Source organism: Mycobacterium sp. GA-1199 (genome assembly GCF_001500045.1).
Classification (GTDB): domain Bacteria; phylum Actinomycetota; class Actinomycetes; order Mycobacteriales; family Mycobacteriaceae; genus Mycobacterium.
This window is the reverse complement of the sequence record NZ_LQIX01000019.1, coordinates 26,464-41,326: the sequence shown is the minus strand read 5'-3', so window position 1 is coordinate 41,326 and position 14,863 is coordinate 26,464. Positions and strand designations below refer to the sequence as shown.

The window sequence follows — 14,863 nt, the reverse complement described above, 5'->3', positions numbered from 1 at the left end:
CGAGTAGCGCTCGCCGTAGAAGCTTTGCACCGTAGAGACGACAATCAAGCGGCAGCACGGACGTAGTCCTTCGGCTCAACTGGATTGAGGTCTGCTATGTCGACAATGAGCAGCGATACCGGCCGCGACGGCACCGTCACACCCGACGCGATCATGCAGTTGGGCACGGCGTTCTGGGGCTCCAAGACGCTCCTGAGCGCGGTCGAATTGGGAGTTTTCGGTCTTCTCAGCCATGCGGGTCCGCTGACCGTCGACGAATTGCGCGACCGCGTCGGTATCCATCCGCGCAGCGCACGGGATTTCTTCGACGCCCTCGTCGCGTTGAAGATGCTCGAACGCGTCGATGGTCGGTACTCCAACACCGCGGCGACCGACCTGTTCCTTGACCCCGCGAAGCCCACCTACATGGGCGGAGTGCTCGAGATGGAGAACGCGCGCCTCTACACCTTCTGGGGATCGCTCACCGAGGCCTTGCGCACCGGCCAGCCTCAAAGCGAAGTAAAGAGTGGCGGGGGATTCTTCGAAGCCGTGTACTCCGATCCCGACAAGCTCGCGCAGTTCGCCGCGGCGATGAGCGGACTCAGCCGCGCGGCCGGAGAGGCGTTGGCCCAGAAGTTCCCCTGGCGTGACTACAAGAACTTCGTCGACGTCGGGTGCGCGCAGGGTGCGGTCGCGGTCGAGATCGTCGAAGCCCATGCTCAACTGACCGGCAGTGGGTTCGATCTGGCCCCAGTCGAACCGGTCTTCAATGATTACGTCACCGAACACGGCCTCAGAGACCGACTCCAGTTCGTACCCGGGGATTTCTTCGTCGACGCCTTACCCACCGCCGACGTGATCATCATGGGGCACATACTTCACGACTGGGATCTCGAGAAGAAGTGCCTGCTGCTGCGCAATGCCCACGCCGCGCTTCGCGAAGGAGGAGCGCTGATCGTCTACGAAGCGATCATCGACGACGATCGGCGGGAAAACGCATTCGGGCTGCTGATGAGTCTCAACATGCTGATCGAAGATGTCGGCGGCTTCGATTTCACCGGCGCGGACTGCCGCCGGTGGATGGCCGACGCCGGCTTTCGCGACAGCTACGTCGAACCGCTGGTGGGGCCGGACTCAATGGTGGTCGCGATCAAATAATCCGAGGGACCGTCACGTAGTACTACTCAAGCCGAGCCGCGGCGGGCCGGGGCATCCTGAACTCATGCCGCTCACCAAGGCCCTCTCCGGCGCCGACGAACTGGCCGCCGACACACCGCCGACCCGTGACCGCGCCGTCGACGTCGCCCGCCTGGCCGCACTCATCGTGGTCATGTTCGGCCACTGCGCGCTGCTGCTGGCCACCATCGACTCCGGTGGCGTCCGGATCGGCAACATCCTCGGAGAGATTCCCGCGCTCGCCCCGGTGACGTGGATCGTGCAGGTCATGCCCCTGTTCTTCCTCGCCGGAGGCGCCGCGGGCGCATACGGCTGGCACGCAGGCCAGTCGTGGGGGACCTGGCTGGTCGCACGTGCGCAGCGATTGTGTCGGCCGGTCTTCTGGTATCTGGCGGCCTGGACGGTCGGACTTCTCGCGGTGCGGCTGACCCTGGGCCCGGACTCCGCCGCGGACCTGGGCCGCGAGTCCGTCGCGCTGTTGTGGTTCTTGGGCGTGTACCTGGTCGTGCTCGCGTTCGTGCCCGCCCTGACCCGGCTGACGACGGGCCGCGACGTCGCGGTGGTCGTGGCCGGCCTGCTGGTTGCCGCCGCGGTCGTTGACACGATCCGGCTCTCCGTCGGTGCTCCGATGGCCGGAGTCGCGAACTTCGTCATCGTCTGGCTCATCCCGGTCGTTCTGGGCGTCGGATATGCGCGACGGTTGATCGGTCCGCGTGTCGCGCTCGCGGTGGCGGCCGGTGCGCTACTCGCACAGACGGCGTTGGCGATGTTCGGGCCCTACGAGGTCTCGCTCGTCGTCACCGGAACCGAGCAGCTGTCGAACGTCTCGCCGCCCACCCTGCTTCTCGCATTGCATTGCACGTGGGTGTCCGCCGCGTTCATCGCGTGTGCGGGGGCAATCCAGCGGTGGGCGCAGCGGCCACGGGTCTGGTACGTCGTCGCGGTCGGCAACGGGGGAGCCATGACGCTGTACCTCTGGCACATCGTGGCCATTGCCATCGCCGCGTTCTCACTGCACGCGATCGGACTCGACGCGTATGACGTTGACGCACCGTACTTTTGGGCAATGCTCGCGCTTCGCGCCGCCGTGTTCGCCATCGTGATGTTCGCCTTGTTCCGACTGCTCTCGCCGCTCGAGCATCGCCGCCTGCCGTGGTGGGACGCACCTGTCGGTGCGACAGGGCCGCGATCGGTGGCCGCCGGTGTGATGATCGTGCTGGCCGGCGTGGCACTGGTGCTGCTGGCCAAGAACGGGCTGACCGGAGCCTTGGGGTGGACGACGCTGGGTTGCTTTACGGCGTCGGCTGCGACGGCGCGGGCCACGGCACGGGCTTCGGCTTGGCCCTCACCTGCTGCGGCCACCAGAACCAGCGGCCGAGCAGCGCGGCGATCGACGGCGTCATGAACGCGCGAATCACCAGCGTGTCGAAGAGCAGACCCATGCCGATCGTCGTGCCCATCTGCGCCACCACGGTCAATTCGCTGACCACCATCGAGATCATCGTGAACGCGAAGACAAGACCCGCCGCGGTCACCACCGACCCGCTGCCGCCCATGGCCCGGATGATCCCGGTGTTGATACCTGCGGGCAGCTCCTCCTTCAACCGCGCGACCAGCAGCAGGTTGTAGTCCGCGCCCACGGCCAACAGGATGATCACCGCCATGGCCATGACCATGAACTGCAGTTCGATGCCGAGAATGTGCTGCCACACCAGGATCGACAGGCCGAAGGACGCACCGAGGGACAGCACGACGGTGCCCACGATCACCGCGGCCGCGATGACGCTGCGCGTGATGATCAGCATGATCGTGAAGATCAGCGCCAGCGCGAGGATGCCCGCGATCATCAGGTCGTAGTTGTTTCCCTCTTGCATGTCCTTGAAGGCCGCGGCGGTTCCGCCGACGTAGATCGTCGACCCTTCCAGTGGCGTGCCTTTGATGGCTTCCTTCGCGGCCTGCTTGATGGCGTCGATGCGTTCGATGCCGTCGGCACTGAGCGGGTCGCCCTCGTGCTGAACGATCATCCGAACGGCCTGCCCGTTGGGCGAGATGAAGTTCTCCATGCCGCGTCTGAAGTCCTCGTTGTCGAAGATCTCCGGCGGCAGGTAGAACGTGTCGTCGTTCCACGAGTCGTTGAAGGCGTCGCCCATCGCCGACTGGTTCTCGCTCATAGCGGCCTGCTGATCCTGCAGGCCCCCCTGCGAGGCGTGCATCGTCAGCATCATGGTCCGCATCGTGCGCATCGACTCGATCTGCTCGGGCATCAGCGCCAGCAGTTGCGGCATCAGCGCATCGAGACGCTCCAGGTCCGGAACCAGGTCCTGGACATTGTCGGTCAGCTTGTTCGTGCCGTCGATGGTGTCGAAGATCGACCGTATCGTCGAGCAGACCGGGATGTTGAAACAGTGCGGTTCCCAGTAGAAGTAGTTCCGGATCGGCCGCATGAAGTCGTCGAGATCGGCGATGTGGTCCCGCAATTCGGCGGTGTCGGCCGCCATGGTCTTGGTCTTCTCCACCATGCTGTGGGTGGTGGCGTTCATCTCGCCCATCAACGCCATCATCCGCGTCATGGTGTCGATGTTCTCCTGCATCCCGTCGGCCTGCACGAGCATGTCGGCCATGCGGTCCTGGGTGTACTTGCGGTTCAGATCCTGCCCGACGCCGCCGAGGCTCATTTGCGCTGGGATGGTGCTGAATTCGATCGGTTTGCCGTTGGGGCGGGTGATGGTCTGGACCCGCGAGATGCCCGGCACCCGGAAGACCGCCTTGGCGATTTTGTCGATCACCAGGAAGTCCGCCGAGTTGCGCAGGTCGTGATCGGTCTCGATGAGCAGCAACTCGGGGTTCATGGTGGCGGGGGAGAAGTGCCGTTCGGCAGCGGCGAAGCCCTGGTTCGCAGGCAGATCGGCGGGTAGATACAGACGGTCGTTGTAGTTGGGCTGGTACCCGGGCAACGTCAGCAACCCCACCAGCGACAGCGCGACGGTCGCGAGCAACACCGGCCCGGGCCAGCGGACAATCACGGCGCCGATCTTGCGCCAACCACGGATGCGCATGGCGCGCTTGGGTTCCAAGCGACCGAATCGCGTCGCGATCGTGATGATCGCCGGGCCGAGCGTCAGTGCCACCAATACCGCGGTCGTCATTCCGACCGCCAGCGGAACACCGAGGGACTGGAAGTACGGCAGGCGGGTGAACGACAGGCAGAAGGTGGCGCCGGCGATCGTCATACCCGAGCCCAAAACCACATGGGCCGTTCCGCGGAACATGGTGTGGAACGCCGTCTCTCGGTCTTCACCCAGAGTTCGGGCCTCCTGATAGCGCCCGATGAGGAAGATCGCGTAGTCGGTGGACGCCGCGATCGCGAGCGTCACAAGCAGGTTCGTCGCAAACGTCGAGAGGCCGATCAGGTCGTGGTACCCGAGGAAGGCCACCACTCCGCGCGTGGCCGCCAGCGCCAAAAAGACCATCACCAGCGTGATGAGCATGGTCCCGATCGATCGGTACACCAGCAGCAGCATCGTGATGATGACCGCGAATGTCGCGTACTCGATGATGCGGATGCTGCGGTCGCTGGCGATCTGCTGGTCGGCGACCAGGGCCGACCCGCCGGTGACGAAGACCTTCACCCCCGGGGGAGGCGGGATGCTGTCGACGATGCTCTTGACGGCTTCCACGGACTCGTTGGACAGGGCCTCGCCCATGTTGCCCGCCAGATAGGCCTGCACGTAGACGGCCTTGCCGTCGCCGCTCACGGCCGCGGCCTCGGTCAGCGGGTCGCCCCAGAAGTCCTGGATGTGTTCGACGTGCTTGTCGTCGGCTTCGAGCCTGTCGACGAGTTCGTCGTAGTACCGGCGCGCGTCGTCGCCCAACGGCTGCTCGCCCTCGAGGACGATCATCGCCGAGCTGTCAGACTTGAACTCTTCGAAGACGTGGCCGACGCGCTGCATCGCGATCACCGACGGAGCCTCCGACGGGCTCATCGACACCGAGCGCATCTGGCCGACGACCTCGAGCTGCGGCACGGTCACGTTGAGGAGCGCGATCAACGCGATCCACCCGACGATGATGGGCAGGGCGAGCCGCCGGATCCACTTGGCCAGTTGAGACCGTTCGGAGTGCGCGGCGTGTTCGGTTGAAGGCGCGGTGGGAGCGCTCACCAGGAATTCACCTCGGCGGAGCTCCTCCCTATGGTGTTAGGACCGCCTTAGTTCCTACCAGATGAAACCCCTCAACGGGTAGTCAGATCCGCCCTGCAGCGAACTCCGCAGCTTGGTTAACCAATCCGGCCTGCACATAGGCGACATGTGCGCCCATGTCGCGTCCCCCTTCGAAGCAGATCGGGTCGTTCGGGACACACAGATCGATCGTCTTGGCGGCGTAGTCGGGCCCCACAGACGGCAGCGGGCCTGGCGACAACCGATCGGCAAAGCTGCTGCGCGGGCCACCGAACAGTGCGACCGCGGCGACGTGCGGAGCGACCGTCGGGGGCATCCCGGCGGTGGCGACGTCCATTACCGCGGCACCCTGGGAGTAGCCACCGAGCACCATCCTGGTTGCGGGGCAGTCGGCGGCCATCGACTGCACGTGGTCGCGGGTGTCCTGGGCGCCGGCGCGGGTGCTCACCGCAAAGTCGCGGCTGGCGGGGTAGTCGACGGCGTAGACACCCACGGACCGGTCGCCGAGCCGGGACCGCACCGAGTCGACGAAGGCCTGCCCGATGCCCCCGACTCCCGGCGGCTCGGTTGTACCGCGCGCGAAGACGATCTCGACCTCCGGGCACGGGGCCGCCTCGGCGGCGGGACACCGACCAATGCGGACACTGTGATCGCGACGGACAGGAGGGCCGCGCAGCCGGCGATTTCGCTCATACGGGTATTTCGCTACGCAGGGCCCAGACGTGACATCACGCCGGACACGGTTGACGACCCGTTAACGGAGCCAGCGGCGGGCAACAACAGTCCGATCTCGGAACGCTGGAGCCCGCAGATCTTTCGAGATGCCGCGCACCGCGAAGCAACTTATGCTCGCTTCGCCGATCTCAGCCGAACAGCGCAGCTGCGGCTGGGGTTCAGGCGGGAAAGGAGGCGGCGTGGACACGGTGCTCGGGCTGTCGATGACATCGACCGGTATCGCGTGGGTCCTGCTCGAAGGCGAGGACGTCGATGCGAAGACGGTGGACCACGACCACTTCACCGTCGTCGCCGACGTAGCGACCGACGGGGACATCTCGACCCATCAAGCAGCGGTGCGGGGCGCGCGGGCGATCGCGTCGGCCAGCGGCCATCGGGTGGACAAGGTTCGCATGACGTGGAGCGCCGATGTCGGCGCGAAGGCCGAACTGCTCCGGAAGTCGTTGTCCGACATGGGAATTGCAAAGGTGTCCACGGTACGGATGGCGTATGCCGCGCGAGCCTGGGCCCGGGCGATCGGGTCCGCCGACGAATTCGACGGGTGCGCGGTGTGCGTGGTGGAGTCCTCGGCCGTCACGGTGGTGACGGTGTTGGGTGAGAACGTCCGGACCGCGATGACGCACATGCGCGAGAGCGCCGACGGCCTCGCCAGGTGGCTCGCGGGTTTCTTCGACGACGAGGGGGTGCGCCCGGACCGTCTCCACCTGATCGGCGCGCGCCGGGACCTCGAGCTGATATCGGCGCCCCTCGGGGAGGCCCTAGGTATCCCGGTCGTCTCGTCCGACGACGTTCAGCTCGCGCTGGCCCGCGGTGCCGCGCTTTGCGGTCCGGCAATCAGCGCCGCGGCGCCGCCCCCGCCAGCGGGAAAGTCGAGGCAGCTGCGTTCCCGGCGCCGGTTGAGTCCGCATGGACGCGCCGCGATGGTCCTCGCGGCGGGTGTGATCGCCCTGTTCGCCTTCGGCCCGGAACTCGCCCGCTGGGACGCGCCGGAGGTCAGGGTCGAGCCGTCGGTAGAGACCGCGCCGATGACCCCCGCCGCCGCGGTGTCGGACGCCGGCCAGTCGATGAGCGTCCACGCCGTGCCGTCGCGACCCGTCGTCCCCATCGTGGTGAAACACGTCGTCGCCGAGCCGGTGCCGATGCCCGACGCCTCGATCTCCCCATCCGACGTCGGCATGGATACCGCCGTTGCTTCGGAGGTCAGCGAGCAACCGGCCACCGAAACCGTGGCGCCGGTGGCCGAGTTGCATCACGAACCGACCGCGACCGTCATCGTCGCGCAGACCGGCACGGACCGGCTGAGCTTGACGCCCGCTGCGCAATCCGCTGCGGCGCCGCCAGCGCTCGTGCCGCTTCCGGATCCGATTCAGGCCGCGTTGAGCCCGCTGTTCGGCGGGCTGCCCTGAGCCGGGCTATGGCGTCGCGGTCCAGTTCCAGATCTCGGGCTGGCTCGGCGGGTAGTTCATGCACACGTCGGTGGCGTGCGCGACGACACCCTTGTTGTTGAAGAACAGCTTGGCCCAGTTGGCCCACCGTTGCGCCATCGTCTCGTAGAACACGTTGGTCGCAGTGTTCTCTGAGTACTGCCGGCGACCCGCATAGTCCAGCGAGAAGAACCAGTAGATCCGGTCGCGAGCACCCTTCTGCACATCGGGATGCCTGTTCCGGTAGTCGATCATGTAGCGCTCGAAGTAGAACGGGTCCTGATCGCGGACCGCGGCCATGTACTGGTCGACCGTGCAGGTGGTCCTCATGATCCGGTTCGGGATCGGGTAGTCGTCGGTGGCGTCCGCGGCAGCGGTGACCGGGAAGATCATCGCCGCGCAGCCGAAGGATGCCAGCGCAATGGTGGCTTTACGAAACACGTTGCGGCTCCTGTTTTTAGCGGTGGTCACGGGCCTGGTCCAAGATGGGAAGGCGGTCGGGGCAGTAGAAGCGCAGCGCTCCGGCCAGGAACTTCCATGCCTGGTCGGTGCTGTTCTGACTCCGCGCCAGCTGGTTCTGGACGAACTGTGCCGAGGCGAAAGCATCGCGGTCGACGCCCTTGCGTATCCGCTTGCAGGTGATCTTGCCGATCCAGGCGTTGTAGTCCTTCTGCCCGTATATGCCGTACGTGTGCAGCTCGTTGGTGAAGTCGGTGTCGATGTCCTGCGCTTGGGCGGGTGCGGCCAGCACCAGCGCCGCCGCTGCGGCAGCAACCCCACTGATCAGTCGTTTCATGACTGTGCTCCTTCCCCCCCTGACGGCGTCAGTTCCCTCGGTTTTGGCCACGGTACAGGCACTGGACGTTCTCGCACCCGCTGTGGCCACCAGAACCACTTACCCATGAGCGCCGCGATGGACGGCGTCATGAATGCCCGGATGACAAGAGTATCGAACAACAGGCCGAGTCCGATGGTGGTTCCGACCTGTCCGATGACTGTCAATTCGCTGACGGCCATCGACATCATCGTGAACGCGAACACCAACCCGGCCGAGGTCACGACGGAACCGCTGCCGCCCATTGCCCGGATGATCCCGGTTCTGATTCCGGCGTGTAGTTCTTCCTTCAACCGGGAGACCAGTAGCAGGTTGTAGTCGGCGCCGACCGCCAACAAGATGATGATCGCCATCGCCATCACCATCCAGTGCAGCTCGATGCCCAGGATGTGCTGCCAGATCAGGATCGACAAACCGAACGACGCGCCCAGCGAGATCACGACTGTGCCAACGATCACCGCGGCGGCGACGACCGCTCGGGTCAGGATGAGCATGATCGTGAAGATCAGCGCGAGCGCCAGGATGGCCGCGATCATCAGGTCATAGCTGTTGCCGTCCGACATGTCCTTGTAGACCGCGGCGGTGCCGGCCAGATAGATCGTGGAGCCCTCCAGCGGCGTGCCCTTGATGGCCTCCTTGGCCGCCTGCTTGATCGCGTCGATGCGCGCGATGCCCTCGGGGGTCATCGGGTCACCGTCGTGGGCGATGATGAATCGCACCGACTTGCCGTCCGGAGAGATGAAGTTCTCCATGCCCTTCTTGAACTCTTCGTTGTCGAAGACCTCCGGCGGAAGGTAGAACGAGTCGTCGTTCATCGACGCGTCGAAGGCGTCACCCATGGCAGTCGAGTTCTCCTGCATGGCTGCCATCTGGTCCTGCAGACCCTTTTGCGACGAGTACATCGTCAGCATCATCGTCCGCATCGTCTTCATCGTTTCAATCATCGGCGGCATCAGCGTGACCATCTGCGGCATCAGCTGATCCAGCCGCTCCATATCGGGCAGCAGATCCTGGATGTCGTCGGTCATCGTGTTGATGCCGTCGAGGGTGTCGAAGACCGACCGGAACGCCCAGCAGATGGGGATGTTGAAGCAGTGCGGTTCCCAGTAGAAGTAGTTGCGGATCGGCCGGAAGAAGTCGTCGAAGTTGGCGATGTTGTCGCGCAGCTCGGCCACGTCGACCGTCATGTCCTTCATCTTGGTGACCATGCTGTGGGTGGTCGCGGCCATCTCCTTGGTGAGCTTGGACATCCGCTCCATGTTCGCGATGGTCTTGGACATCTCGTCGGCCTGCACCAGCATGTCGGCCATCCGGTCCTGCAGGTACTTCTGGTTCATCTGCTGGGTAGTGCCCTGCATGCTGATCTGGAACGGGATCGACGTGTGCTCGATGGGTTTACCGTCGGGCCGGGTGATGGCCTGCACGCGGGAGATCCCGGGCACGCGGAAGATCTGCTTGGCGATCTTGTCGATGACCAGGAAGTCGGCGGAGTTGCGCAGGTCGTGATCGCTCTCGACCATCAGCAGCTCGGGGTTCATCCGGGCCGGCGAGAAGTGCCTGTCCGCGGCCGCGTAGCCCTCGTTGGCCGGCAGGTCGGCGGGCAGGTAGTTGCGGTCGTTGTAATTGGTCCGATATCCCGGCAGCGCCAGCAGGCCCACCAGCGACAGGGCCACCGTGGCGACCAGGATCGGTCCGGGCCACCGCACGACGGCCGCGCCGACCTTGCGCCAGCCCCGCACCCGCATCGCCCGCTTGGGCTCGAGCACGTTGCCGAATCGGCTGGCGAAGCTGATGATCGCCGGCCCCAACGTCAGCGACGCCAGCACCGAGGTCACCATTCCGACGGCCAGCGGTACCCCCATCGTCTGGAAGTACGGCAGCCGGGTGAAACTCAGGCAGAACAGCGCGCCCGCGATCGTCAGACCGGAGCCCAACACCACATGCGCCGTGCCGTGGAACATCGTGTAGTACGCGGTCTCCCGGTCTTCTCCGGCCCCGCGCGCCTCCTGGTAGCGGCCGGTGAGAAAGATCGCGTAGTCGGTTCCCGCGGCGATCGCCAACGTCACCAACAAGTTGGTCGCGAACGGGGAGAGCCCGATGATCTCGTGGTAGCCGAGGAACGCCACCATGCCGCGGGTGGCGGCCAACTGCAGGACGACCATCACCAGCGTCAGGATCACGGTGACGATCGACCGGTACACCAGCAGCAGCATCGTGATGATCACGGTGAACGTGAGGGCCTCGATGACCCGCATGCTGCGGTCGCTGGCGATGTGTTGGTCGGCGGCAAGGGCGGCGGGGCCGGTCACGTAGACCTTCACGCCGGGCGGTGGCTGCATGCCCGCGACCAGGTCCTGAACCGCCTCGACCGATTCATTGGCGAGCGCCTCGCCCTGGTTGCCGGACAGGTACACCTGCACGTAGGCGGCTTTACCGTCGCTGCTCTGTGCGCCGGAGGCGGTGAGCGGATCGCTCCAGAAGTCCTGGACGCTTTGGACGTGCTTGGTGTCGGCTTCGAGCTTGGCGACCATCTCGCCGTAGAAGGCGCGGGTGTCGTCGCCGAGGGGCTGCTCGCCCTCGATCACGATCATCGCCGAGCTGTCGGAGTCGTACTCCTGGAAGACGTGACCGACGCGCTTCATCGCGATCATCGACGGCGCGAAATCCGGGCTCATCGAGACGGCGCGCTCCTGGCCGACTGTTTCCAGTTGCGGCACAGTCACATTGAGCAGCGCGATAATCGCGACCCAGCCCAGGATGATCGGCACCGCGAAGGTGCGGATCGTCCGCGGGATGAAGGGCCGCTTGGCGCGGCGAACGGGAGGGAAGGCGTCCGTCGGGGCCTCGTTCGTCGGAACGGTCATGCGGATTTCACAAAGCAGAAGGTTTGGGCGTTCACGCCAGTGGAGGTTCTTTCGTCCTTGATTTCGTCATCGACGGTGATTCGGCAGGTGATGGTCTGGCCGTCTCCCTGGGCGACGATGTTGGGCGCGGCCGAGGGCGCCGTGGTCTGCAGCGTCAGCGACCAGGGCAACGACGCGCCGTCGATCCGTTGCGGCCTGGCGTCGAGGTCCAGATAGTTGATGTCCGCATACGATCCGCTGCCGAAGATCTCGTACTTGATGACCTTGGGGTCGAACGGTTCGGGGTCCTCGGCGAACACCCGGGGGGTGACGATGATGCCTTCGGCGCCGAAGAAGGTCCGGATGCGGCTGACCGTGAAACCCGCGATGGCCACCACAACGATGATGACGATGGGCAGCCAGACCTTTCTCGCCTTCCGGAGCATTACTGCGCCCGCCCGATGCAACCCATATCCGCCCTCAAGTCGTATTCGTCGTTGTGCATGCGTCTCTGCGTAACTTAGCCCGTATAAGTTCTCATTTGGCCCTAGGTTAACTCAAGTCGGAGTGCTGCTGGTCACCCGTGCGTTCGCAGTGTGGGCCAGCTCACGATCACTTGATCTCGAAGCGGTCCAGGTAGCGTCCGATGAACGCTTGCGCCTCGGCATGACCTCGGGTTATGCCCAGCCCCCGTTCGAGAAGGACGATCCGGGCCAAGCTGGTGATGATCATAGACATCACCACCGGCGGGAACGCCTCGACGTCCGCGCCGTGCGCCCTCATCGCCGCGGCCACCACGCTTTCCTCGACGCCTCCGAACCGCTCGGCGTACGCCGCGATCTCACTGCGGATGGCCTTGCGATGGTTCGCCAAGGCCATGAACTCCATGAAGAGCCGCGCCCCGTGGGTGCTGTTGAGGCGCCACAGCGCGTGAAGGGGCTCGTCGGCATCGGCCGCTTCCCGCTGCCGTGCCAGGTTCGCCTCGGCGCCTTCGCGCAGGACGGCCAGGAACAGGTCGTCCATGGTCGGGAAGTAGTAGTGCACCAACGCGGGCTTCACCCCGGCCCGGGCCGCCACCCTCCTGGACGTGGCTGCGGCGTATCCCTCGTCGAGCATGACCTGGGCGGTCGCCTCGATCAGGGCCGAGCGCGCGGCCGACTCCCGTCCGCCCCTTGACCGCTCGCCGACGGGGCTGCTAGACATGGCGCCAGCCTAGATGTTGGGCGATCGCCCAACAAGTGAGGGGAGCTGCGCGATGGCTGGTCGGGTTGCGGGCAAGGTCGCGTTCGTCACCGGTGCGGCGCGGGGCCAGGGGCGCAGCCACGCGGTCCGGTTGGCACAGGAGGGCGCCGACATCATCGCGGTCGACATCTGCCGTGGTTTCGCGGACTCGACCGCGCCGGCGGCCACACCGGAAGACCTCGCCGAGACCGCCGACATGGTCAAGAACCTCGACCGCCGCGTCGTCACGGCCGAAGTGGACGTCCGCGACTTCGACGCGCTGAAGTCCGCCGTCGACAACGGCGTAGAACAGTTGGGCGGCCTCGACATCGTCGTGGCCAACGCGGGCATCGGCACCACCGGCGTGAAGCTGCACAAGATGGACGAGGGCCGCTTCGACGAGACGATCGACGTCAACCTCGGCGGCGTGTGGAAGACCGTCAAGGCGGCGGTTCCACATCTTCTCGCCGGCGGCCGGGGCGGGTCGATCATCCTCACCAGCTCGGTCGGCGGCACCAAGGCCTATCCGCAGGTGGGCCACTACATCGCCGCCAAGCACGGTGTCGTCGGGCTGATGCGCACCTTCGCCGTCGAACTCGGAGCGCACTCGATCCGGGTCAACAGCGTGCACCCGACCCATGTGTGCACCCCGCTGTTGATGAACGAACCGACATACCGGCTGTTTCGGCCGGACTTGGAGAATCCGGGGCCCGATGACCTCGCGCCCATCTGCCAGTCGTTCCACTACCTTCCGATCCCTTGGGTGGAGCCGGTCGACATCAGCAACGCCGTGCTGTTCCTCGCCTCCGACGAAGCCCGCTACATCACCGGCGTGACTCTGCCCGTCGACGCCGGCAGCCTCCTGAAGTAGGGAGAACCGATGACCGCTGTTGACGAGAAGGCCCACGGCAGCGCCGTTTACTACGACCCGTACCGGGTGGACATCGTCGCGGACCCGTATCCGACGTATGCCCGCCTGCGCGAGGAGGCGCCGCTCTACTACAACCAGTCCTACGACTTCTGGGCGTTGTCCCGCCACGAGGACGTCGAGCGCGCGCTGCTGGACTGGCAGACGTTCTCCAACAGCCGGGGCGACATCCTCGAACTCATCCAGTCGGAGTTCGAGATGCCCAAAGGCGTGATGATGATGGAGGATCCGCCGGTTCACACCATGCTGCGCGGCTTGATGTCGCGGGTGTTCACCCCGCGCCGAATGGCCGCGCTCGAGGACCAGATCCGCCAGTACTGCGTCAACTGCCTCAACCCCCTGGTCGGCTCCGATCGCTTCGACATCATCGCCGAACTCGCGTCGATGATGCCCATGCGCGTCATCGGCATGTTGCTCGGCATACCCGAATCCGAGCAGGTGTCGGTGCGCGACGCCAACGACGCGAGCCTGCGCACCAAGCCCGGCTCACCCATGAAGGTGGTACGCGCGGACAAGATCGCCGACGGCAGCATCTACGCCGAATACGTTGACTGGCGCGCGAAAAACCCCTCGGACGACCTGATGACCGCCCTTCTCAACGTCGAGTTCACCGACGAGAACGACGTGACGCGCAAGCTCACCCGCAAGGAGGTCCTGCATTACACGCAGGTCGTCGCGGGCGCCGGCAACGAGACCACGGGCCGACTCATCGGGTGGCTGGCCAAAGTTCTCGCCGAGCATCCCGGTCAGCGCCGCGAAGTGGTGCAGGACCGGTCATTGCTGCAGCGTGTGGTCGACGAGACGTTGCGATACGAGCCGACCGGCCACAACGTGGCGCGTTTGGTCACAAGGGATTTCGAGGCGCACGGGCGGACCGTGCCGGCGGGCAGCGCGATACTGCTGATGTTCGGGGCGGCCAACCGGGATCCGCGCCGCTACGACAATCCCGACACGTTCGACATCCACCGCGACAACATCAGCCACATCACGTTCGGCAAAGGGGTGCACTACTGCCTGGGCGCCAACCTCGCCCGGTTGGAGGGGCGGGTCGCGCTCGACGAACTGCTCAACCGCTGGCCGGAGTGGGACATCGACACCGAGACCGCGCGTCTGGCGCCGACGTCGACGGTCCGTGGCTGGGAGCGCCTCGACGTCGTATTGCCCTGAGGCGGGCGACAATGCGTTAACGGGTGGGTAGCACGCACCTGGCGCGTGCTATCCACCCGCTAAGCGACGATTTTGGGCCCCGGTGGTTTGCGGCGGCCCCATTCTGGGCAAGCTCGACGCATGACCAAGATCGTTTCTCGCGGGATGATCCTCGCCGCGGCCGCCGGCCCGATCGCGGCTTTTTCCATCGCCACGGCGGCAAGCGGCTCGGCTCAACCGATCAACTGTCCGAGCGGGCAGTGGTGGGATCCGGTCGCGAACGTGTGTCGCGGCCCGGTGGCGACCACACCGCTGGCATGCGCGCCCGGCGAATACTGGAACCCGATCACCAACCTGTGCCGGCCGCTCGGGCAGTACTAGCGACCGCAGCCGGAACG

The 14,863-nt window shown here is 65.5% G+C and carries 13 protein-coding genes; 6 read left to right on the top strand and 7 right to left on the bottom strand.

Translation table 11 applies throughout. The annotated features are described in order from the left end of the window. Nucleotides 1-105: 105 nt before the first annotated feature. Entirely contained in the window at nt 106-1,137 is a 1,032-nt protein-coding gene (locus AU198_RS14195; RefSeq protein WP_231744670.1) for a methyltransferase, read from the top strand. 64 nt (nt 1,138-1,201) lie between these two features. Beyond that, complete coding sequence (locus AU198_RS14190) at nt 1,202-2,560, top strand: acyltransferase family protein (RefSeq protein ID WP_064348785.1); 1,359 nt, start codon at nt 1,202-1,204, stop codon at nt 2,558-2,560. Here AU198_RS14190 and AU198_RS14185 read toward each other — a convergent pair. Next, on the bottom strand, nt 2,448-5,315 hold the full coding sequence (locus tag AU198_RS14185; protein WP_082691017.1) for an MMPL/RND family transporter: 2,868 nt from the start codon (nt 5,313-5,315) through the stop codon (nt 2,448-2,450). The genes AU198_RS14190 and AU198_RS14185 overlap by 113 nt on opposite strands. A gap of 82 nt (nt 5,316-5,397) precedes the next feature. Next, nucleotides 5,398-5,922, bottom strand: coding sequence for a cutinase family protein (locus tag AU198_RS14180; protein WP_286141470.1), 525 nt, complete (start codon nt 5,920-5,922; stop codon nt 5,398-5,400). A gap of 325 nt (nt 5,923-6,247) precedes the next feature. Between AU198_RS14180 and AU198_RS14175 the strand changes: the two genes are divergently transcribed. Further along, nucleotides 6,248-7,474: a DUF7159 family protein gene (locus tag AU198_RS14175; protein ID WP_156431604.1), complete on the top strand. Its 1,227-nt coding sequence runs from the start codon at nt 6,248-6,250 to the stop codon at nt 7,472-7,474. 6 nt (nt 7,475-7,480) lie between these two features. Here AU198_RS14175 and AU198_RS14170 read toward each other — a convergent pair whose 3' ends face one another. The 5 genes from AU198_RS14170 to AU198_RS14150 all read right to left on the bottom strand — a co-directional run bounded on the left by AU198_RS14170 (nt 7,481) and on the right by AU198_RS14150 (nt 12,373). Next, complete coding sequence (locus AU198_RS14170; RefSeq protein WP_082691016.1) at nt 7,481-7,885, bottom strand: DUF5078 domain-containing protein; 405 nt, start codon at nt 7,883-7,885, stop codon at nt 7,481-7,483. A gap of 64 nt (nt 7,886-7,949) precedes the next feature. Next, the gene (locus AU198_RS14165; RefSeq protein WP_064348782.1) at nt 7,950-8,288 is read right to left on the bottom strand and encodes a DUF732 domain-containing protein; all 339 of its coding nucleotides are present in this window, start codon (nt 8,286-8,288) and stop codon (nt 7,950-7,952) included. Further along, nucleotides 8,285-11,191, bottom strand: a complete 2,907-nt coding sequence (locus AU198_RS14160; protein ID WP_064348781.1) for an MMPL/RND family transporter — start codon at nt 11,189-11,191, stop codon at nt 8,285-8,287. Before AU198_RS14160 ends, AU198_RS14165 begins: the two co-directional genes overlap by 4 nt. Continuing rightward, entirely contained in the window at nt 11,188-11,616 is a 429-nt protein-coding gene (locus tag AU198_RS14155; RefSeq protein ID WP_064348780.1) for an MmpS family transport accessory protein, read from the bottom strand. The genes AU198_RS14160 and AU198_RS14155 overlap by 4 nt, the downstream gene beginning before the upstream one ends. A 166-nt stretch (nt 11,617-11,782) precedes the next feature. Continuing rightward, a complete protein-coding gene (locus tag AU198_RS14150) occupies nt 11,783-12,373 on the bottom strand; it encodes a TetR/AcrR family transcriptional regulator (protein ID WP_082691015.1) in 591 nt (196 codons plus the stop codon). 52 nt (nt 12,374-12,425) lie between these two features. Here AU198_RS14150 and AU198_RS14145 point away from each other — a divergent pair, with 52 nt between their 5' ends. The 3 genes from AU198_RS14145 to AU198_RS14135 all read left to right on the top strand — a co-directional run bounded on the left by AU198_RS14145 (nt 12,426) and on the right by AU198_RS14135 (nt 14,846). Further along, nucleotides 12,426-13,262: a mycofactocin-coupled SDR family oxidoreductase gene (locus AU198_RS14145; RefSeq protein ID WP_064348779.1), complete on the top strand. Its 837-nt coding sequence runs from the start codon at nt 12,426-12,428 to the stop codon at nt 13,260-13,262. A gap of 9 nt (nt 13,263-13,271) precedes the next feature. Continuing rightward, nucleotides 13,272-14,486 (top strand): cytochrome P450, encoded by a 1,215-nt coding sequence (locus tag AU198_RS14140; protein WP_064348778.1) that lies wholly within the window; start codon nt 13,272-13,274, stop codon nt 14,484-14,486. A gap of 120 nt (nt 14,487-14,606) precedes the next feature. After that, nucleotides 14,607-14,846: a hypothetical protein gene (locus AU198_RS14135; protein ID WP_064348777.1), complete on the top strand. Its 240-nt coding sequence runs from the start codon at nt 14,607-14,609 to the stop codon at nt 14,844-14,846. Nucleotides 14,847-14,863 lie beyond the last annotated feature (17 nt).